Below are 20,057 nucleotides of genomic sequence, written 5' to 3' on the forward strand. Positions count from 1 at the left end.
CCCCTACTGTTGTTTCCAGTATACAAAAAGGTACCCATACGCTAAACACTTTTTTTGAAGTGTCCAGTGGATGGGTACCAGTTTATTCCATCCTGCATGCTCGCGCTTTTTTTATTCGCTCGTATCGGGGGGCCAGCCCTTATTCATGAACGACCGCAATGATTTCCTCCTCAAGCTCCAGCCTGACATCCTCCCGGAAAATCCGTCTGCCGTATTGTTGATGGACATATTGCATGATCGACTCCATGATATTGGATTCGACCAGGTACCGGCTGCGGCCGTTCACCCATACCTCGCCCGTGAAGCCGGTGTCTTCGTCCCAGCTTAACTCCACTTGAACGTCGGATGGGCGGACGCCCGTCCGCTCCGCCGTATTCAGGCAAATGGCGTTGATGATTTCATCCATGCCGAGAATCATGGCTTAATATCTTCCTCCGCGGCGGTAGTCGTCCTGGCGCGGTTGTTTTTTGAAGCGGCGGTACAAGGCCATTACAGCGATAATAATGACGTAGATCGCTAGCAGGTTCACGGCCAACCCTAGCAAATTGCCGAAAAAGCCCATGTTTCCGAACAAGCCTCCGAACAGCATGCCGGCCAGACCGCCGACCATCAGTCCGCGCATAAAGCCGCCGCCGCTGAAGAAACCGCGTCCCGTTGTCGGAGCTCCCGTCGTGGCCCCGGTTCGGTTGCCCGTCGTATTTTGGTAATCGCTTTGCGCCGGCTTTTTCGTCGAAGGATTGTAGGTTCGCGGGCCGGACTTAAAGCCGCCGCGTCTGGCGTCGGCCGCATCGGGGAACGTGAAAGCGAAAAAGAGCGTAAAGGCCATTACGATCAGCATCATTTTTTTCATCATGGTATGTGGACACCCTCCTATGCATGTAAGTATGTTCTGTTCCCTAGCAAGTAATACGGGCAAGTGCCGGAGATGTTTCAAAATTAAATCAAATGCAAAATCTAGTTCGGGGTGCATCGATTCTTCTTGGACCTGCTGCATAAAGCCCAGGCCAAGTTTACATCCTATCTTTATAATGGGCCGCATCCGGTGCAGCACATTAGCTGATACGAAAGGCAGGGATGAAGGATGGCCGAAAAAAATATTTTGGCTTATTTCAAAAGCCCGGAGGAAGCCGAAGGCGTAGCGCGTAAGCTAAGCGCATTAAGGGTCGTGGATATGTCGATTGACCGCTTCAGCCGCTATGCGGGCGAGGGCTATGACCCGATGAACCCGGTGACGGGGAAAATCTCCAGCTTGGCGGCGATTACCCAGGATGCCGCCATTACGAACCACTCCGCGGGTATCTTGGCGGCGGCGGACCCGGCGGCCAGCGGACTCAGCCATGGCGGCCAAGGAGGCCCTACCGGGCACGATATTTTGTTAACTGCCGTCGTTGACGAGTCCATTCACCATCAGGCTCTCCGCATCGTCGAGGAAGCGGGCGGCCTCATTTAGCGTTTGTTTCGTAGTCGGGGTAAACCAAGATTCATAGAAGAAAAGGAGTTGTTCCAAGCATGAGCCAAAGCCATGAGGACCGGCGCACAAAGCGTACTTCGGGCAAAGCGCAAAAAATGCCGATCGAGCACAATCAAGACGTGGAATTTTCCGAGGAGCTTGCGGATCAAGAGGATTGGGAGGCTTTGGAGCGCAGCGAGCGGGCGGATGCGCGCCAGCAGGGCCAATTCAAGCTGTAATGCGATTACGTCAGGGCGGAGGGATCCTACTCGGGATTCTCTCCGCCCTGCTTTGTCACTGCTTGCATTCTATAGTACAATAAATCTTATGCATGTCAGTCAAGGAGGAAAACATACGATGATTTGGAAGGAAATAACTATACATACAACGGAAGAAGCTGTAGAGATGATTTCAAACTTCTTGCATGAAGCGGGGGCGGGCGGGGTAACCATCGAGGAGCACGTCGATAACGACAAGCCGCGCGATACGTCGCTCGGGCAATGGTTTGAAATTCCGCCGAACGATATTCCCGAGGGCGAAGCCAAGATCAGCGGGTATTTTCCCGAAGGCCCGAATATCGACGATGTCATCGTCGAAGTTCAAGCGCGGATTGAAGAGCTCAGAAGCTACGATATCGATCCGGGAGCGGCGGAGATCGCCGTCCGGGACGTTAGTGAAGACGATTGGGCCAATAACTGGAAGCAATACTTTAAACCGCTGCGCGTATCGGAAAGGCTGACGATCAAGCCGACCTGGGAAGATTACGCGACGCAATCGCCGGAGGAGCAAATCATCGAGCTTGATCCCGGCATGGCTTTCGGTACGGGGACGCATCCGACTACCTCGTTATGCCTTCGCACCTTGGAGAGCGTCATCCGCGAGGGAGACGAGGTTATCGATGTCGGTACCGGTTCAGGGATTCTCGCGATCGGCGCGTGCCGTTTGGGAGCTTCCAAGGTGCTTGCCCTTGATCTGGATCCGGTGGCGGTATCCAGCGCAACGGAAAATACGCGGCTGAATCGGCTGGAGGACCAAATCCAGGTCGTGGAGAGCGATCTGTTGTCCGTGCTTAAGAGCGAAGGCAGCAGGGACGTGCAGGTGAAGCTGCCGGTGCGCGTGGTCGTCGCCAATATTTTGGCCGAGATTATCCTGCTGTTCATCGACGATGTGTATCAGGCCTTGCAACCCGGCGGCTATTATATCGCCTCGGGCATTTATAAAAATAAAGAACAAGCCGTAGAAGAAGCGCTGCTTGCCGCGGGTTTTGAGCTGGAACGGACGGCCCGGGAAGAAGATTGGGTGGCTTTTGTGGCGAGAAAGAGGTAAATGTAATGGAATTCTTAAACCAAATCCTGCGGGTCCCCTTGGACCAGCTTCCTTTCTATTTGATCACCTTGGTGGTCGCGTTTACCATTCATGAATTTTCCCATGCTTATTTCGCAAATAAATTCGGGGACCCTACGGCCAAGCTGCTTGGCCGCGTCACTCTGAATCCGGCGGTGCATTTCGACTTGCTGGGCATCATCCTGCTGCTGATCGCAGGATTCGGATGGGCCCGGCCGGTGCCGGTCAATCGCGACAACTTTAGCAAACCTCGCATGATGGGCGTGATCGTATCGGCGGCCGGACCGCTGAGCAACTTGCTGCTGGGCGTTCTCGGGACCTTGATCTACGTCATGCTGGCTCAATTCGGCGTGCTGGATGCGATCACCAACGAAAAACTGCTTCAAGCCGTTTTGATCTTCTTTAACCTGTTTACGCTAATGAACTTTTTCTTGTTTTTATTCAACTTGATTCCCCTTCCGCCGCTCGACGGCTACCGCATTCTGGAGGATGTGGTGCCGCGCCGCGTGCTGGGCAAGCTGCAGCAGTATGAGCAGTGGTCGGTGTTGATCTTTTTGCTTATCCTGGTCATTCCGGGACTGCAGCGGTATACGATTACGCCTCTGTACCAGGCGGCCCAGTCGATGTATTTCCAATTCGCCCAGTTTTTCCTCATCCTGTTCGGGGCTTGATGCGGCAAGAAACAGTGGAAAGGCTTTTTCAAAAGTTGTATGATGTACTTTGGTGATTTTAGCGGTTGTTCAGAAAGTCAGCTTTCGATCACGCGGATGACGCATAGTAGCAGATTCGGCGTCGAATCTTGGATTCAGCCGGGCTAACGGACACCAGAAACGCTATTGACCCGCATTTGGGACATTTTCCGGTTCTAACGGACCGAGGAGACCTCAATTCAGACAAAAGCGGTTAAATGACCGCCATGAGAGACCCGTAAGGTCTCAGGAGTCCGTTACAGTGGGAAATAGCCGGGAAATGGGCAAATAAGGTCATTACGGTCCGTTTCGTTCAGCTAACTTTTCTGAACCAGCATTTTTAGGGCGAGGATGGATGAGCATGCAGCGATATTTTGTGGAGCCCGCGCAGTTTGGCGAACGGGAAGTGACGATTACCGGGGAGGATGCCCGCCATATCGGCAGGGTGATGCGTTCCAAGCCCGGCGACAAGCTGATCGTGAGCGACGGCGTTTCCCGTGAAGTCCTCGCGGAAATATTAACGATCGAGCCGCAGGAAGTCACTGCGGCTATTATAGACGCGCTGGCGGCATCCGGAGAACCGTGGCTGAAAGTGACGGTGGCCCAGAGTCTGCCGAAAGGCGACAAGATGGAAACCGTTATCCAGAAGTGCACGGAGATCGGGGCTACCTCCTTCCTTCCGTTTTTGTCGGAACGCACCGTGGTACAATATGACAGCAAGAAGGAAGAGAAACGCTTGGGCCGCTGGAAGAAAATTTCCAAGGAGGCCGCCGAGCAAGCCCATCGCAGCAAAATTCCGGCCGTGGATATGCCGGTGAAATGGGACGAGCTGCTGGCTGCGGTTAAGGGCTACGATCTGGTATGCTTATGTTATGAGAAAGAAGAAGGCCAGCAATTGCGCGACGTATTGAAGCCTTTTGCCGAGAAGCTGGTGCCTGAACAAACCTATAAGGTAGCCGTTGTGGTGGGGCCCGAAGGCGGTTTTACCGAAGAAGAAGTACGGGAAGCCGAATTGGCCGGAGCCGTGTCCGTCGGTTTGGGGCGGCGCATTTTGCGTACCGAAACGGCCGCCATGGCAGCTTTAACCTGCATCATGTATGAATCCGGAGAAATGGGGGGAATTTGAGCGATGCCAACTGTCGCCTTTTACACCTTGGGCTGTAAAGTTAATTTTTATGATACCGAAGCCATTTGGCAGCTGTTTAAAAATGAAGGCTACGAGCAGGTTGATTTCGAGCAATCCGCCGCTGACGTATATTTGATCAATACTTGTACCGTAACGAATACCGGTGATAAAAAGAGCCGTCAAATTATCCGACGGGCGGTGCGTCGCAATCCAGACGCGATCGTGGCAGTCACGGGCTGTTATGCCCAAACTTCGCCCGCGGAAATTTTGGATATTCCCGGCGTGGATCTTGTTATTGGTACGCAGGACCGCGAGAAAATTATCCCTTACGTGAAGCAAATCCAAGCGCAGCGCAAACCGATCAATGCCGTTCGCAACATTATGAAAACCCGGGAGTTCGAAGAGCTGGACGTGCCGGATTTTGCCGACCATACCCGGGCTTTTCTCAAAATTCAGGAGGGCTGCAACAATTTTTGCACTTTCTGCATTATTCCTTGGTCGCGCGGCCTGTCGCGCAGCCGCGACCCGCAAAGCGTGGTCCAGCAAGCGCGCCAGCTGGTCGCCGCGGGTTACAAAGAAATCGTATTGACCGGGATCCATACCGGGGGATACGGAGACGATCTGGAGAACTATCGGTTGTCCGACCTGCTTTGGGATCTGGATAAAGTGGAAGGGCTCGGCCGGATCCGCATCAGCTCGATCGAAGCCAGCCAAATCGACGAGCGTATGCTTGAGGTGCTGAAGGGCTCCTCGAAAATGTGCCGTCATTTCCACATCCCGCTGCAGGCCGGCAGCAATGAAGTGCTCAAGCGCATGAGAAGAAAGTATACCACCCAGGAGTTCGAGCATAAAATCAAAATGATCCGTGAATTTATGCCGGACGTAGCGATCACGACCGACGTCATCGTCGGCTTTCCGGGCGAGACCGACGAGCTTTTCCGCGAGGGCTTTGAAACGATCAAACGTATCGGCTTCTCGGAAATGCACGTGTTCCCGTATTCCAAACGGACCGGCACGCCGGCCGCCCGGATGGAAGATCAAGTGGACGAAGAGGTGAAGCATGCCCGCGTGCATGAGTTGATCGATTTGTCCGAGCAAATGCAACTCGCCTATGCTCAGAAGTTCGTCGGCCAAGTGCTGGACGTCATTCCGGAGAAAGACGAGAAAGGCACCGCCGGAGACGGCTTCGTGACCGGCTTCAGCGACAACTACCTGCAAATCCGCTTCCCGGGTACGCCTGACCTGACCGGCAAAATGTGCCGCGTCAAGCTGACCAAAGCCGACATCAATACCAGCGAAGGCCAGCTGGTCCGCGTCCTGGATGAAGCCTCGCAGGCCCTAGCTTAAAATAAGTTCTGCCCGCCAATCGGGCATCACAAGGATTTCACCCCCGCGGGCTGAAATCCTTGTTGTTACATTGGGGGAATTGGAAGTATGAGTACGGATGCACCTATAATTAACAAGTGACACTAAGGGTTAGCGCACCCAAGCAGAGCGCATTCCCGGAGGGAACAGCGGGCAGGAGCCTCATAGGATCCTACGTTCATTGGGTTTCCAGGTAACCCGGGAGTGCTGAGAGTGAGACGTACCCGAAGGGGGAAAAGCGATCCATGCACCAAAGCAGAGCGCATTGCCGAAAGGAACAGCGAGCAGGAGCGCTTCATAGGATCCTACGTTCATTGAGTTTCCAGGTAACCCGGGAGCGCTGAAAGTGAGACGTACCCCGAAGGGGAGAAAAGCGATCCACACACCAAAGCCCAGCGCATTCCCGAAGGGAACAGCGAGCAGGAGCGCCTCAGTCTTTCCCACGTTAGTCCAGTTTGCGGGATGCCCAAGGGCAGCAGGCCCTTGGGAGCCCTCCCTTACGGTAAGGGAGGGTTTGGGAGGGTTGAGATCCCGGTTTGGGAGGGTTGAGATCATACTTAAGGAGGTACAGCCAGAATGCCATTCAAAGAAATCTCTGCAGGAGGCGTTGTCTACCGCATCGAAGACGGCCGGATGCAAATTCAACTGATCACCGATCGTTACGGCAAGATCTCGTTTCCCAAAGGAAAAAGGGAACCGGGCGAAACGGTCGAGCAGACGGCGCTTCGCGAAATTTTGGAGGAAACCGGCATCGTGGGCCGGATCGATAAACTAATCGACATTATCGCCTATACTTACCATCATCCCAAGCACGGCAGCGTCGATAAAGAGGTGCACTATTACTTGGTGGAATGGCAAAGCGGAGCCCTCCGTCCGCAGCTGGAGGAAATCCGCAGCGTCTCTTGGTACGAGCCGCAGGAGGCCTGGCGCCAACAGCAGAATTCGGGATACGACAACAACGATTTTATCTTGGAAAAAGCGCTAAGGCTGCTTGACATCGAACCGGAGAATTAGTTCATGCCACGCAGAAGAGGCGGAGCGTAGTTCCCTACGCCCGGTTTGCCGGCGGCAGCGCATTGGGCACATCGATGCCGGTGCCGGTCTTCTCGAGTCTGGACCAAACGGGTAAATAGCAAAACGGCAGGGCCAGCAGGGAACAAGCGACGTTAAAAATCGTCTGCGAATGCGCGATTTGCGCCGAGAGGTCACCGGTCATCCAAGCCGCCGCCGCTTCCAACGCAGGTACCAGCGGCAGAAACAGCATCGCTCCTAGCACGTTTAGCGCGACATGCGACCAGGCGACAAACTGGCCCGGCCGGGTGCCGCCGATGGACGCGATCAGCGCGGTAACGCAGGTGCCAACGTTGGAGCCGATCACCATGGCGATGCCGAACTCCACCGGCAGGGCGCCGCTGGCGGCAAGACCCATGGTCATGGCGACTACCGCGGCGCTGCTGTGAATAATGGCGGTCAGGATAGCGCCGGCAAGTGCCCCCCACAGCAGGCTGCCGGTCGCATGCTCCAGCAGCCAGGCAATGACGCCGCGTTCCTCCAGCGCCGGGCCGATCGATTGCATGAAACGGATCGCGATCATCACGAGGCTGAAGCCGGCGGCGGCCAAAGCGCCGAATTGCAGAGGAAGCAGGAGAGGCAGGCGGCGCTTTACGTAGGCCGGCAGCATTTCTTCGCCAAGCACGGCCGCACCCCAGAGTACGAGGGACATCATCAGCATGGGAACGCCCAGTTTGGCAATATTAAGAGCGATCAGCTCGGTCGTCAGGCAAGTCCCGATATTACCGCCGAGGATGATGCCAAGCGTCCGGGCATAGGATAGCAGGCCGGCGTTGACGAGCCCGATCGTCATGACCGTCACCGCGGTGCTGCTCTGCAATACGGCGGTAATCAACGTGCTGGACAATAGGCCGGTCCAAGGCGTGCGCGTCGTCCGATGAAGAAACCCGATTAACTTGGGTCCGGCCCAGGCATGCAAGGCGGCCTCCATGATTTTCATGCCGAACAGGAACAGGGCCAGCCCAAACGTCACCGGGAAAATAATTTCTTGAAACATGTCGGCGCCTCCCCCTTTTTTTAGATGAGTACAAGTTACATATATGAATGCTGGACAACTTCCATGCTTGCGGCAAAGCGCCGCTATGGCGGAAGCGGCCCGATTTGCCGGTTTCCGGAGCATCGAAGTGGAAAAGTCCAGTTAATCTAGGGAGTCAGACAAACATTTAGTGCGAGTTGAACAACCTCGTTTAGGAGTGAATGGACAAGTGGCTATGGTCATATTGCAGCGCAGCCGCAAGAAGCGGTTGGAAAAAGGGCATCCATGGATATTCAAGAACGAAATCGAAAGCGTGGAAGGGGAGCCGCAGCCGGGGAGCCTGGTCGATATCATGGATCATCGGCGGCGTTATTTGGCAACGGGCTATTACAACCCGGCTTCGCAAATCACGGTGAGAGCCGTTTCATATACGCCGCTGACGGAGATGGACGCCGCCTTTTTCGTTCAGCGGTTTACGGAATGCCTGAAGCATCGCGAACGGTTCGTGAAAGAGGAGTCTTACCGCTTGGTGTATGGCGAAGCCGACTTTTTGCCCGGCCTGATCGTGGACAAGTTCGGCGACGTGCTCGTTGTTCAACTGCTGACGCTGGGGATGGACCGCTGCCGGGAGCATATCGTGTCCGCATTGGTTGAAGTGATGGAGCCTGCAGGCATCTATGAGCGCAGCGACGTCTCCGTGCGCGAGATGGAAGGCCTGGAGCAGGTTCAAGGACCGATTTACGGCCAACCGCCGCGCCATGTCATCGTATCGGAGAACGGCTTGAAGATCGAAGTGGATATCGAGCAAGGGCAGAAGACGGGGTATTTCTTCGATCAGCGCGAAAACCGGGCTTCGGTCGAACCGCTCATGACCGGCTGGGGCGGCCGGAGCGGGATTGAGCTGCAGGAGCTCGCGGCCGAGGACGGCGGCGTTCGCCGCGTTCCCGTCAACCGGAACGGCAAGGAGGTCACTTTCCCGCATTGGGACGGGGCGACGGTGCTGGAATGCTTTTCGCATACGGGAAGCTTCACGCTGCATGCCTGCCGGTATGGGGCCAAAAAAGTCACCTGCCTCGATATTTCCGAGCATGCGATCGATAGCGCGAAACGGAACGTGGAGCTCAACGGGTTTGCGGACCGGGTGGAGTTCGTCGTCGCCGACGCGTTCGACTATCTTCGCAGTCAGGTCAAAGGGGTTGAGGAACGTACCCGCCGTGCCGCGCAAGACGGCAAGGTCGATACCTCCGTGCCGCTGACGGCGGGCGGCGGACGGACCTGGGATGTGGTCATTCTCGACCCGCCGGCTTTCGCCAAGACGAAAGCGGCAGTGAAAGGGGCCTGCCGCGGCTATAAGGATATCAACCTGCATGGAATGAAGCTGGTCAACGAGGGCGGTTATTTGGTGACGGCGAGCTGCTCCTACCATATGCGGCCCGATTTGTTCCTGGAGACGATCCTGGAAGCCGCCGAAGATGCCGGCAAAGTGCTGCGACTCGTCGAATGGCGGCCGGCCGGCAAGGACCATCCGCAGATTCTCGGCGTGGACGAAGGGCATTACTTGAAATTCGCCATTTTCGAGGTGCGCAGCAAAACGGCGTATTGACTTGAAATCCGATATGAACAGCCTTGCCCAGCGGGAGAACGCGGAGCGAGGCTGTTTTTTTCATCAGTCTAAAGGGGAGAAAAGCGGACGTTGCCTGGCTTGCCGTGGACTCCGGGGGCGGTTGGGCGGTGTTTTTTCGATGCGAATGTTTGATCGCATTTATGCTATACTGGGAATTAACGAATTGTCCGTTGTAGGAGGTTATTCCATGTCTTTACAATTCATCCTCGGCCGCGCCGGCAGCGGCAAAAGCACTCTGATTCTCGACCGGGTCGCCGCCTCGCTGCGTGAGAATCCCACAGGTCCGCCTTTGATCCTCCTAACCCCGGAGCAAGGAACGTTCCAGATCGAGCAGCGCATCGCTATGGCTCCGGGCCTGCGCGGAACGGTGCGTACCCAGGTGCTCGGATTCCGCCGGCTGGCGCTGCGCGTGATGCAGGAGACCGGCGGAGCTGCGCTTGTACCGATCAATGATGAAGGCAAAAAGATGCTGCTGTACAAGATGCTGCGCCGGCACAAGGACGAGCTGAAGCTGTTCGGGCGCGGCGGAGACCAGCTTGGCATGATCGACCGGATGGCCGGGCTGTACACCGAAATGAAAAAATACAACGTGGATTTCGCCGCACTGCGGGAACATCACCAATTTCTGGAGGCAACCGCCGGCGAATCCCCGCTGCTTACGAATAAGATGCACGACCTTAGCCTGCTGTTCACCGAATTTGACGAAGAGCTGTCCCGGTTGTATATCGACAACGAGGACCATGTCATGAAGCTGGCCCAGGGTGCGGCGGAATCGGCCTATTTACGGGGGGCGGAGATTTGGATCGACGGCTTCCACACCTTTACGCCCCAGGAATATACGGCAATCGGCGCGCTGCTGAAGGCTGCCGCCTCCGTGACCGTATCGCTGACGCTGGACCGTCCTTACGATGACGGCGTGCTGCCGCATGAATTGAACCTGTTCCACACCCCTGCGACGGCTTATGTGAAGCTGCGCCAATTGGCGGAAGAAGCCGGCGTCGAAGTCAAGGCGGCCGAGCTGCTGGAACAGCGGCCCTATCCGCGTCTTCGGGGCAGCGAGACATTGTCTCACCTGGAGTCGGCCTACGAACGGCGCACGCCTTGGCCCCAGGCCGAACCGCCGCACGATCTGGCGCATGCGCTGTCCCTGCATCGGGCAGGCGGACGGCGCGCCGAAGCGGAAGGGGCCGCCCGGGAGATGGTACGTTTGGCCCGCGAAGAGGGCGTTCGCTGGCGGGAGATGGCGCTTTTGGTGCGCAACCTGGGGGATTACGAGCATATCGTGGCACCGTTGATGGAGGAGTACGGAATTCCTTATTTCCTCGACCAAAAAACAAGCATGCTGCACCACCCGCTCGTCGAATTCATCCGGGCGTCGCTTGATGTGGTGCTGGGGTTCTGGAAATACGACGATGTATTCCGCTGCATCAAAAGCGAATTTGTGCTGCCGCTGGACGGCAGCCTGACGCGGGAGCATATGGACGCGCTGGAGAATTACGTGCTGGCGAGCGGCATACAGGGCTATCGCTGGTTTGACGGACGTCCGTGGAAAATGGCGCCCAGCCTGTCGCTGGAGCAGGGCGAGGAGGCGGCTTCCGACAAGGCGCAGGAAAATCTGCGCCTGTTGGAGCGGTGTCGGTCCGCGGTCGCGGAGCCGTTATCGGCTTTCGAGAAGCGTCTGAAAAAAGCGGCGACCGCCGCCGACCTGTGCGCGGCCGTCTATCAGCTGCTGGAGGACACGGAAGCGGCGAAGCATCTCGATGTTCTGGCGCACCGGATGCTGCGCGAAGGCCGGCCGCGCCAAGCGATGGAGCATCGCCAGCTGTGGGGCGCGGTGCTCGACCTGTTGGACCAGATCGTGGAGATGATGGGGGACGAGACGCTGGAGCTCGAACTGTTTGCCGGGGTGCTGGAGACCGGGCTCAAGGAGCTGAAGCTGTCGCTTGTGCCGCCGTCCCTGGATCAGGTGCTGATCGGCAGCACGGACCGGACCCGCTCGGGGCTCGTGAAGCATTTGTTCCTGCTCGGCATCAACGAGGGGATCATGCCGGCGAGCCTGCAGGAGGAAGGCGTGTTCAGCGACCAGGAGCGGCAGCGCCTGGCGGAGATCGGGCTCGAGCTGGCGCCGGGCCTGACCCGGAAGCTGCTGGATGAGCGCTTCATGGTCTACGGGGCGTTGACGGGAGCCAGCCGCTCGTTGTGGCTGAGCTACCCGGCCTCCGACGAGGAAGGCCGCGCGCTGCTGCCGTCCGAGGTGATCCGCCATGTGAAGCGGATATTCCCGGCCTTGAAGGAGCAGCCGCTTAGCCAAGCGCCGGGTCTTATGGACAATGGCGACCCCGCACTGGCTGAGCAGCAGCTGGACTTCGTCTCCCGGCCGGGGCCTGCCCTGCCGGCCTTGATCGGACAGCTGCGGCTGTGGAAATCCGGCGAACCGATTTCTCCGCTGTGGTGGCGCGTGCTGGAGTGGTACAAGGACCAGCCGGACTGGGATGCCAAAGCACAGCGGCTGCTGGGATCGCTGGATTACCGCAACCGGGTGCGGGGCTTGACGCCGGCGACGAGCCGCAAGCTGTACGGCAAACGCCTGCGGACCAGCGTGTCGCGGATGGAGAAGTTTTCGGCTTGCCCGTTTGCGCATTTCGCTTCCCATGGACTGAAACTGAAGGAACGGCAGCTGTACCGGTTGAAGGCGCCGGATATCGGCCAGCTGTTCCATGCCGCGCTCAGTTCGATGGCGATGACTTTCAAGGCGGATAACCGCAGCTGGGGCAGCCTGTCTCCGGAGGAAGTGCTGCGGGCGGCCGATGCGGCGGTGGACGAGCTGGCGCCGAATCTGCAGGGGGAAATCCTGCTCAGCTCCAAGCGTTACGGCTACATTTCCCGCAAGCTGAAAAATATCGTCGGCCGGGCCTCGTTGATCCTCGGCGAGCAGTCGCGCCGCGGCAGCTTCGAGCCCATCGGGCTGGAGCTGGATTTCGGGCCGGGACGGCCGCTGCCGCCGCTGACGTTCGAGCTGCCCAACGGCTGCGTCATGGAGATCGTCGGCCGGATCGACCGGGTCGACATGGCGGAAGGCGAGCAAGGGCTGCTGTTGCGGGTCATCGACTATAAATCAAGCCAAACCGACCTGAAGCTGCATGAGGTGTATTACGGATTATCCCTGCAAATGCTCACGTATCTGGACGTGCTGTTGTCCTCGGCGGAAACGTGGCTCGGCCGTCCGGCATTGCCGGCGGGCACGCTCTACTTCCATGTGCATAATCCGCTGCTGCAGAGCAGCAACGGGATGAGCCCGGAGCAAGCGCATCAGGAGCTGTTGAAACGGTTCAAAATGAAAGGCCTGCTGCTGGCGGACCGGGACGTGATCGCGAAGATGGACGGCCAGCTGGAAAAGGGCCATTCGGACATTCTGCCCGTGGCCGTTAAGGCGGACGGAGGATTCTACAGCAGCGCCTCCGTGGCGACGCCGGAGCAGTGGGAGACGCTGCTTGGCTCGGTGCGGCAGGCGATCACGGAGATCGGGACGAGGATCACCGACGGGGACGTGGAAATCGCCCCGTACCGGCTGGGGCTGGAGACGGCCTGCACGCATTGCGCGTACAAGCCGGTCTGCCGGTTCGAGGAATCGCTTGAGGGCAGTTCGTATCATTTGCTCGGCAAGCCGGGCAAACAGGAAATTTGGGAGCTCCTGGGTCAGGGCACCGGAAAGGAAGCGAATCCGTCATGACAACGACGACGATAAAACCCAAACCGCCCGGGAGCTACTGGAGCGATGACCAGTGGCGGGCGATCGCCTTGTCCGGTGGCGACATGCTGGTAGCGGCGGCGGCCGGCTCGGGCAAAACGGCGGTGCTCGTGGAGCGCATCATCGGCAAGCTCACGGACCGCGAGCAGCCGCTTAGCGTCGACCGGCTGCTGGTGGCCACGTTTACGAAAGCGGCGGCCGCCGAGATGCGGCAGCGGATTACGGAAGCACTGGAGAAAGAGCTTGCCAAGGATCCGGGCAGCGAGTATTTGAACCGTCAGCTGGCCATGCTGGGACGCGCGTCGATTACGACGCTCCACTCGTTTTGCATGGAGGTGATTCAGCGGTATTACACGCTGATCCCGCTCGATCCGGGTTTCCGGATCGCTTCGGAGAGCGAAACGGCGCTGCTGCGGCAGGAGGTGCTGGAGGAGCTGTTCGAGGAAAAATACGGCAGCGAAACGGCCGGAAGCCCGTTTTTGACGCTGGTGGACCTGTTTGGCGGGGAACGCAGCGATGAAGCCGTCATGGCGCTGGTGCAGCGGCTGTACGATTTTTCCCGCAGTCACCCTTGGCCGGAAAACTGGCTGCGCCGGGCGTCTTCGGCGTTTTTGGCGCCGGACGTGGCCGCGCTGGAGAACAGCGCATGGGTCAAAAGCATTTTGGCCGACACGGCGCTCACCCTTGGCGGCGTAGCCGACCTGCTCTCGCAGGCGAAGGCGCTGGCCGCGTCCCCCGGAGGACCCGAGCCGTACGCGGTCACGCTGCAGGAGGATTTGGACGCCGTTCAAGTCCTGCGGGAAGCGGTGGCCGCCGGGGCCTGGACGTCGCTGTTCGACGTGTTCCAGTCCGTGAACTTCGGCAAGCTGAAGCCGTGCAAAAAGGATCAGACCGATCCGGACCTGCAGGAGCGGGTCAAGGCGCTGCGCGATGAAGCGAAGAAGACCGTCACGGATTTGCGCACGCAGCTGTACGGCCGGCCGGCGGAGGCTTTTTTGCGGGAGATGCACGACATGGCGCCGCTGCTCGCCGCGTTATCCGATTTGATCGCCCTGTTCGGGGAGCGATATCGGCTGGGGAAGGTGGCGAAGGGCTGGCTTGATTTCTCCGACCTGGAGCACTATTGCCTGCAGATCTTACGGCACCCGGATTCGGTACCCGGCGAGCTGCGCCCCTCCGACGCCGCGCTCGAATACCGGCTGCAATACGACGAGGTGCTGCTGGACGAATATCAGGATACGAATACGGTGCAGGAGGACATCGTGCGGCTGATCGCCCGGGAAGCTCCCGGCAACCGGTTTATGGTCGGCGACGTGAAGCAGAGCATTTACCGCTTCCGTTTGGCCGAGCCCGGGCTGTTTCTGGAGAAATACCGGACCTATGGAGACGATTTTGGCGGGGCGGGGCTGCGCATCGATTTAGCGCGCAACTTCCGCAGCCGCCGGGAAGTCGTCGATGCGGTCAATTTGCTGTTCCGGCAAATCATGAACGAAAGCGTGGCGGAAATTTCTTACGATGCTCGGGCCGAGCTAGTGTACGGGGACGGATTTCCGGTCGGCGGCGACGACGATTATCGTCCCGAATTGCTGCTGATCGACCGGGATGGGGGCGCTACCGGTTCTGCTTTGGACGAGAGCGGGAATGCCGGAGGCGACGCCTCTTCTTCGGCGGAGGGTGAGGAAGGGGACGAGGATGAAGCCGCCTTGCTCGAAGCGGTGCGGCTCGAGGCCCGGGCGATCGCCGCGCGCATCCGCGGCATGCTGGGCGACGGCGCCGAGCCGCTGCGCATTTACGACAAGCACCTGCAGGCTATGCGTCCGGTCGCATACCGCGATATGGTGATTTTGCTGCGGTCGACATTAACCTGGGCTCCGGCGATGATCGAGGAACTGCGGGTGGAAGGCATCCCGGCGTACGGGGAACTGAGCCAGGGATACTTTCAGGCGTCCGAGGTAGAGACTATGCTGTCGCTCTTGCAGGTCATCGACAATCCGCTGCAGGATATTCCGCTCGCGGCGGTGCTGCGTTCTCCGCTGTACGATTTTTCCGAGGAAGAACTCGCGGAAATCCGGCTGGCTTCGCCAGGCGGCCGTTATTATGAGGCGGTGCTCGTCCGGGCCGCAGCGATTCGCGATGAATTCCCCGATACGGCACCTGAGGAGGCGCTGGACTCGGATTTGCGCGGCGCGGAAATGAAAAATGCGGCGGTCCCTGAAGGGGAAGCGCTGACGGACAAGCTGCGGGCGTTCCTGCGTCAATTGAACGTTTGGCGCGACATGGCCAGGGAAGGGGAGCTAGGCAGCCTGCTGCGGAACATCTACCGAGAAACCGGTTATCTGGAATGGGTCGGCGGATTGCCGGGCGGGCCGCAACGCCAAAGCAACCTGCTGGCCCTGCTGGACCGGGCCCGGCAATACGAAGTTTCCTCGGCTTCGCCGGGGGTGTTCCGGTTTCTGCGGCATGTGACCCGGCTGCGCGAAAACGGCGGCGATCTTGGGGCTGCGGCCGCGGGAGAGCAAGGGGACGGCGTTCGCATCATGACGATCCACAAAAGCAAGGGGCTGGAGTTTCCGGTCGTGTTCGCTGCCGGCTTGTCCAAGCAATTCAACCGTCAAGATTTGAATGCGCCTTTCCTGATGCATAAAGAAATGGGGTTTGGCCCGAAATACGTGGATGCCGCTACCCGCGTCAGCTACCCGACTTTGCCGAACCTGGCGATCCGCAAGCGGGCGCAAATGGAGCTGCTGGCGGAGGAAATGCGCGTGCTTTATGTGGCTTTGACCCGTCCGAAGGACAAGCTGGTGCTTGTTTCCTCGGTCAAAAATTTAACCAAATCCGTGGAAGCCTGGGGCGGTGCCTTGGAAGCCGGGAACGAGCAGCTGCCCGATTACCTGCTGGCGCGGGGCCGCTGTTATCTCGACTGGATCGGGCCGTCGCTTATCCGCCACCGCAGCGCGGCGGAGCTGCGGCGGTTCGCCGGGCTCCCGGAGACGGCGCCTGCCATACTGGCGGATAGCCCTTCCGAGTGGCGGATCGCGTTTATCTCCTCCCGGGAGGTTGCGCGGACCGGCGGGGCCGAGGCGGCGGCGGCAGCGGAGCGCGCGGCCGTGGACCCGGCCCGGTTGAAGGCGCTGCTTGCCGGCGGGCCGGTTGCGGTGTCGCCGGAGGAAACGCAGGACGGCGGGCTGCGGGAAGCGGTCGCCTACCGGCTGGACTGGTCCTATCCATTTGCCGCGGCCAGCCGGATTTCGGCCAAAACCTCAGTGACGGAGATGAAGGCGCTGCTGGCAATGCAGGAGGAGCCGGCCCGCGACGCCTTCGCCGAAGCGGAACTGCGGCGCGAGCTGGAGCAGGCGCAAACGGAGGAGCGGCCGGAGTTCAGGCTGCATTTGCGCCGTCCGCGGTTCATGGAGCAGCGCAAGCTGAGCCCGACCGAACGCGGGACCGCGTACCATACGCTGATGCAGCATTTGCCGTTTGACGGAGGGGCGGGTTCGGAGGCCGTTCATGCGACGCTTGATCGCCTGATCGAACGTCAAATCATGACGGCCGAGCAGGCGGCGGCCATCGACGCGGCCACCATCGCGGGGTTGCTGCAAAGCCCGCTGGGGGACTTGCTGCGCCGGGCGGATTGGATGAAACGGGAGATGCCGTTCAGCTACGCCTTGCCGGCGGCCGAAGCGTCGCCTCGGCTTGGCGGACTGGATACGGAGGAAGGCGGCGGGGCGCCCGCGGAAGCCCTGAAGGAACTGGACGGCGAACACGTGCTGATTCAGGGGATCGTGGACTGCCTGTTCGCGGTTGAAGGAAAAGCGTACCTGCTCGACTACAAAAGCGACCGGGTGCTGGAGCATCGCGGCGGCGTCGCCGCTTTAGCCGAAACGTACCGCTTCCAATTGGAGCTGTATGCCAAAGCCGTGGAGCAAATCACCGGCAATGCCATCGACGAAATGTGGCTTTATTTCTTCGAGAGCGGCGATGCGATAAAGCTGTAGAACCATTCGTGTTGCATTAAACTTACAGAACATCCGGGTAACGATAGGCTCTGCTTCCCCAATCCGGAATGCCGAAAAGATCAGGAGAGAAATCTATGCGAAAAATCGAATAGAAATCGCCGTTTCCGGCGATTTCGGGGGGAATGTATATGAAATTTCATACTTCATTGGACCATAGGAAACCGGAAGCCAAGAATCTGTATGAAATATCGAATAGAATTTGCACCTCTTGTCGTTAGCGGCGAATTGTATTCGAAAAACCGAGTACAATTCAATGCTCGACAGGTACCAAGTATTTAATGCAACGATAGTGCCCAAATATTACGATAATAACTGACTTATTACGGCATGTTGTTAACAATAGGTGCCGGGACGCGTCCGGAAACGGCGCTGAATTTAGAGGGATGAGCAGTACCGGCATTTTAGCCAATAGCTGAGGATCGTCGGCGAAACCGCCGGGATCAAGGGGGAAAACGGATGCGAATTTTACATACGGGCGATTGGCATTTGGGGCGCGCGTTGGAAGGAAGGAGCCGGCTCGCGGAGCAGGAGCGGTTTCTAGACGAGCTGGTGCTGATGGTGAAGGAGCAGCAGGCGGACGTCATCTTGATGGCGGGGGACGTCTACGATAGCGTCAACCCGCCGGCCGCGGCGGAGGCGATGTTCTACGAAGCGGCGGCGCGGCTGACGGAAAGCGGCTGCCATCTGGCGGTCATCGCCGGGAACCACGACCAGCCCGAACGGGTGTCCGCGGTTTCGCCGCTGGTGGCGCGTCAGGGCATTACCCTGGTGGGGCTGCCGGTCCACGAAGCGGTTCGGATCCCCGTTCCCCGGACCGGGGAAACGGCCGTCATCGCCGCGCTGCCGTACCCGTCGGAATCCCGGTTGTCCGAGCTGCTGGCCGGCGAAGCGGACGAAACCGAGCTGCGGCTGGCATACAGCGCCAAGGTGGGCAAGCTGATGCGCCAGCTGGCCGGATCTTTCCGCCCCGATACGGTCAATCTCGCGATGAGCCATATCTACGTGCTCGGCGGGCTGGAATCCGATTCCGAGCGGCCGATCCAAGTCGGCGGCGCCTACACGGTGGACCCGTCCGCGCTCGACGTCGGGGCGCAGTATACGGCGCTTGGCCATCTACACCGGCCGCAGGCGGTCAAAGGCGGGGGCTTGACGCGTTACAGCGGCTCGCCGTTGGCGTATTCTTTTTCCGAGGCGGGACAAGCCAAATCGGTCATGATGCTGGACGCGGCTCCGGGCAAGGAGCCGGTCCTCGAAGAACTCTATATCCGCAGCGGACGGCCGCTCGTGCGCTGGAATTGCCGCGGCGGTTTGGCGGAGGCCTACCGCTGGCTGGAGGAGGGGCGGGATGCGGGGGCGTTTATCGACCTTGAGATCAGCTTGAACGAAGCCATGTCGCTTGGCGACATCCAGGCTTTGCGCAAAGCCCGCGAGGGTATCGTGCACATCCGCCCGGTGTATCCCGGACGGGAGCTGGAGGAGGAGTTTGCGTCCCGGTCCGGCTTGCCGGTGCATGAGCTGTTCCGCAAGTTTTACCAGCGGCAGACCGGCGGCGCCGAGCCTGACGAAGAACTGGTCGAGCTGTTTATGTCGCTCGTGGCCGAGGAGGACGAGGCCGGCGATCCGGACGTGGAGGGAGGAAGCCTATGAAGCCGATTACGCTGAAATTATCCGGACTGCAAAGCTATCGGGAGCTGCAGACCATCGATTTTACCGAGCTGTGCGAAACGGGGTTGTTCGGTATTTTCGGGCCGACCGGCAGCGGCAAATCGACGATTCTGGATGCCGTTACGCTCGCCCTCTACGGCAAGGTGGGCCGCGCCTCCGGCGGAACCCAAGGGATTATGAACCATTCGGAGGACGCGCTGTTCGTCTCGTTTACGTTCGAGCTCGCTTCGGCGTCGGGCGTGGAGCGGTACCGGGTGGAGCGCCGCTTCAAACGGCAGGGCGAAATCTCGGTCAGCAACACGATCAGCCGGTTTATCGAGATTTTGCCGGAGGAGGAGAACGTCCTTGCCGACAAGCTGGCCGACGTTACCCGCTGCGTCGAGCAGAAAATCGGACTGAAAATGGACGATTTCACCCGCGCCGTCGTGCTGCCGCAAGGGAAGTTCGCCGAGTTTTTGTCGCTGAAGGGAGCGGACCGCCGGGCGATGCTGCAGCGGCTGTTCCATTTGGAGAAATACGGCGATCTGCTGGGACAGAAGCTGACCCGTAAGGTCAAAGAGACGGAGCAGCGCCGGGCCGAAGTAGCCGCCGAGCAGCAAGGGCTCGGCAACGCGTCCGAAGAGGCGCTGGAGCAGGCGGCCGGCGCGGCGCGCGAAGCCGCGGAGCTTGCCGCGCGGCGGCGGCGCGAGCTGCTGCACGCACAGCAGCGCTACGATCAGCTCGCCAAGGTGCGCGAGCTGTCCCTGGAGCGCGGCCAGCGCGCGGCGCAGCTCGAGGCGCTGCGCGAGCAGGGCGGCGCGGTGGCCGCGCTGGAAGCGAAGCTGGCGCGCGGAGCCGCCGCCGAGGTGATCAGGCCGGTGTTGACGGCCTGGAAAGAGGCGCAGCGCACGGCCGCGGAGCCAAGGCTGGAGAGGACATCGTGTGCGCAGGCGTTTCGGCCGTTACCGTAGGTACGGTTAACTCGATCGAGTCGTTGACGGGCA

General features: G+C 59.3%; 15 protein-coding genes and 1 pseudogene. 13 read left to right on the plus strand and 3 right to left on the minus strand.

What is annotated here, in order from left to right; translation table 11 throughout:
• Positions 1 to 139: 139 nt before the first annotated feature.
• Positions 140 to 418, minus strand: coding sequence for a DUF2653 family protein (locus ACQ4N8_RS26425; protein ID WP_430707348.1), 279 nt, complete (start codon positions 416 to 418; stop codon positions 140 to 142).
• Between the two features lie 3 nt (positions 419 to 421).
• A complete protein-coding gene (locus ACQ4N8_RS26430; RefSeq protein ID WP_430707349.1) occupies positions 422 to 853 on the minus strand; it encodes a hypothetical protein in 432 nt (143 codons plus the stop codon).
• 228 nt (positions 854 to 1,081) lie between these two features.
• On the opposite strand from ACQ4N8_RS26430, the gene ACQ4N8_RS26435 reads away from it, so the two are divergent.
• From ACQ4N8_RS26435 to ACQ4N8_RS26465, 7 genes are all read left to right on the plus strand, one after another.
• A complete protein-coding gene (locus tag ACQ4N8_RS26435) occupies positions 1,082 to 1,450 on the plus strand; it encodes a hypothetical protein (RefSeq protein WP_430707350.1) in 369 nt (122 codons plus the stop codon).
• A 59-nt stretch (positions 1,451 to 1,509) separates the two neighbouring features.
• Positions 1,510 to 1,689 carry a YfhD family protein gene (locus ACQ4N8_RS26440; protein WP_430707351.1) on the plus strand — a complete coding sequence of 60 codons (180 nt, stop codon included), beginning with the start codon at positions 1,510 to 1,512 and terminating at the stop codon, positions 1,687 to 1,689.
• Between the two features lie 118 nt (positions 1,690 to 1,807).
• Complete coding sequence (gene prmA / locus ACQ4N8_RS26445; protein ID WP_430707352.1) at positions 1,808 to 2,776, plus strand: 50S ribosomal protein L11 methyltransferase; 969 nt, start codon at positions 1,808 to 1,810, stop codon at positions 2,774 to 2,776.
• A gap of 5 nt (positions 2,777 to 2,781) precedes the next feature.
• Positions 2,782 to 3,465: a site-2 protease family protein gene (locus ACQ4N8_RS26450; protein ID WP_430707353.1), complete on the plus strand. Its 684-nt coding sequence runs from the start codon at positions 2,782 to 2,784 to the stop codon at positions 3,463 to 3,465.
• 379 nt (positions 3,466 to 3,844) lie between these two features.
• Positions 3,845 to 4,609, plus strand: a complete 765-nt coding sequence (locus tag ACQ4N8_RS26455) for a 16S rRNA (uracil(1498)-N(3))-methyltransferase (RefSeq protein WP_430707354.1) — start codon at positions 3,845 to 3,847, stop codon at positions 4,607 to 4,609.
• A 3-nt stretch (positions 4,610 to 4,612) separates the two neighbouring features.
• A complete protein-coding gene (mtaB, locus tag ACQ4N8_RS26460; protein WP_430707355.1) occupies positions 4,613 to 5,956 on the plus strand; it encodes a tRNA (N(6)-L-threonylcarbamoyladenosine(37)-C(2))-methylthiotransferase MtaB in 1,344 nt (447 codons plus the stop codon).
• A gap of 594 nt (positions 5,957 to 6,550) precedes the next feature.
• Complete coding sequence (locus ACQ4N8_RS26465) at positions 6,551 to 6,988, plus strand: NUDIX hydrolase (RefSeq protein ID WP_430707356.1); 438 nt, start codon at positions 6,551 to 6,553, stop codon at positions 6,986 to 6,988.
• A gap of 34 nt (positions 6,989 to 7,022) precedes the next feature.
• Here ACQ4N8_RS26465 and ACQ4N8_RS26470 read toward each other — a convergent pair whose 3' ends face one another.
• Positions 7,023 to 8,042, minus strand: a complete 1,020-nt coding sequence (locus ACQ4N8_RS26470; protein WP_430707357.1) for a Na/Pi cotransporter family protein — start codon at positions 8,040 to 8,042, stop codon at positions 7,023 to 7,025.
• 208 nt (positions 8,043 to 8,250) lie between these two features.
• Here ACQ4N8_RS26470 and ACQ4N8_RS26475 point away from each other — a divergent pair, with 208 nt between their 5' ends.
• From ACQ4N8_RS26475 to ACQ4N8_RS26500, 6 genes and pseudogenes are all read left to right on the plus strand, one after another.
• Positions 8,251 to 9,624: a class I SAM-dependent rRNA methyltransferase gene (locus tag ACQ4N8_RS26475; RefSeq protein WP_430707358.1), complete on the plus strand. Its 1,374-nt coding sequence runs from the start codon at positions 8,251 to 8,253 to the stop codon at positions 9,622 to 9,624.
• A 208-nt stretch (positions 9,625 to 9,832) separates the two neighbouring features.
• Positions 9,833 to 13,375: a helicase-exonuclease AddAB subunit AddB gene (gene addB, locus ACQ4N8_RS26480; RefSeq protein ID WP_430707359.1), complete on the plus strand. Its 3,543-nt coding sequence runs from the start codon at positions 9,833 to 9,835 to the stop codon at positions 13,373 to 13,375.
• Positions 13,372 to 17,388: a helicase-exonuclease AddAB subunit AddA gene (gene addA / locus ACQ4N8_RS26485; protein ID WP_430707360.1), complete on the plus strand. Its 4,017-nt coding sequence runs from the start codon at positions 13,372 to 13,374 to the stop codon at positions 17,386 to 17,388. Before addB ends, addA begins: the two co-directional genes overlap by 4 nt.
• Before the next feature lie 477 nt (positions 17,389 to 17,865).
• Positions 17,866 to 19,056: an exonuclease SbcCD subunit D gene (locus tag ACQ4N8_RS26490; RefSeq protein WP_430707361.1), complete on the plus strand. Its 1,191-nt coding sequence runs from the start codon at positions 17,866 to 17,868 to the stop codon at positions 19,054 to 19,056.
• Positions 19,053 to 19,610: pseudogene (locus tag ACQ4N8_RS26495) on the plus strand (AAA family ATPase); the annotation flags it as partial. The gene ACQ4N8_RS26490 and the pseudogene ACQ4N8_RS26495, both read left to right, overlap by 4 nt.
• Before the next feature lie 332 nt (positions 19,611 to 19,942).
• On the plus strand, positions 19,943 to 20,057 hold a 115-nt coding region (locus ACQ4N8_RS26500), incomplete at its 3' end, for a ribosomal-processing cysteine protease Prp (protein ID WP_430707362.1).

The sequence above is a fragment of the Paenibacillus macerans genome, from assembly GCF_050565405.1.
Taxonomy (GTDB): Bacteria; Bacillota; Bacilli; order Paenibacillales; family Paenibacillaceae; genus Fontibacillus; species Fontibacillus macerans_B.

Excerpts from the sequence above, each read along its gene's own strand:
- ACQ4N8_RS26425 (WP_430707348.1), bottom strand. The coding sequence starts at position 418 with ATGATTCTCGGCATGGATGAAATCATCAACGCCATTTGCCTGAATACG.
- ACQ4N8_RS26430 (WP_430707349.1), bottom strand. The coding sequence starts at position 853 with ATGATGAAAAAAATGATGCTGATCGTAATGGCCTTTACGCTCTTTTTC.
- ACQ4N8_RS26435 (WP_430707350.1), top strand. The coding sequence starts at position 1,082 with ATGGCCGAAAAAAATATTTTGGCTTATTTCAAAAGCCCGGAGGAAGCC.
- ACQ4N8_RS26440 (WP_430707351.1), top strand. The coding sequence starts at position 1,510 with ATGAGCCAAAGCCATGAGGACCGGCGCACAAAGCGTACTTCGGGCAAA.
- prmA (WP_430707352.1), top strand. The coding sequence starts at position 1,808 with ATGATTTGGAAGGAAATAACTATACATACAACGGAAGAAGCTGTAGAG.
- ACQ4N8_RS26450 (WP_430707353.1), top strand. The coding sequence starts at position 2,782 with ATGGAATTCTTAAACCAAATCCTGCGGGTCCCCTTGGACCAGCTTCCT.
- ACQ4N8_RS26455 (WP_430707354.1), top strand. The coding sequence starts at position 3,845 with ATGCAGCGATATTTTGTGGAGCCCGCGCAGTTTGGCGAACGGGAAGTG.
- mtaB (WP_430707355.1), top strand. The coding sequence starts at position 4,613 with ATGCCAACTGTCGCCTTTTACACCTTGGGCTGTAAAGTTAATTTTTAT.
- ACQ4N8_RS26465 (WP_430707356.1), top strand. The coding sequence starts at position 6,551 with ATGCCATTCAAAGAAATCTCTGCAGGAGGCGTTGTCTACCGCATCGAA.
- ACQ4N8_RS26470 (WP_430707357.1), bottom strand. The coding sequence starts at position 8,042 with ATGTTTCAAGAAATTATTTTCCCGGTGACGTTTGGGCTGGCCCTGTTC.
- addB (WP_430707359.1), top strand. The coding sequence starts at position 9,833 with ATGTCTTTACAATTCATCCTCGGCCGCGCCGGCAGCGGCAAAAGCACT.
- addA (WP_430707360.1), top strand. The coding sequence starts at position 13,372 with ATGACAACGACGACGATAAAACCCAAACCGCCCGGGAGCTACTGGAGC.
- ACQ4N8_RS26490 (WP_430707361.1), top strand. The coding sequence starts at position 17,866 with ATGCGAATTTTACATACGGGCGATTGGCATTTGGGGCGCGCGTTGGAA.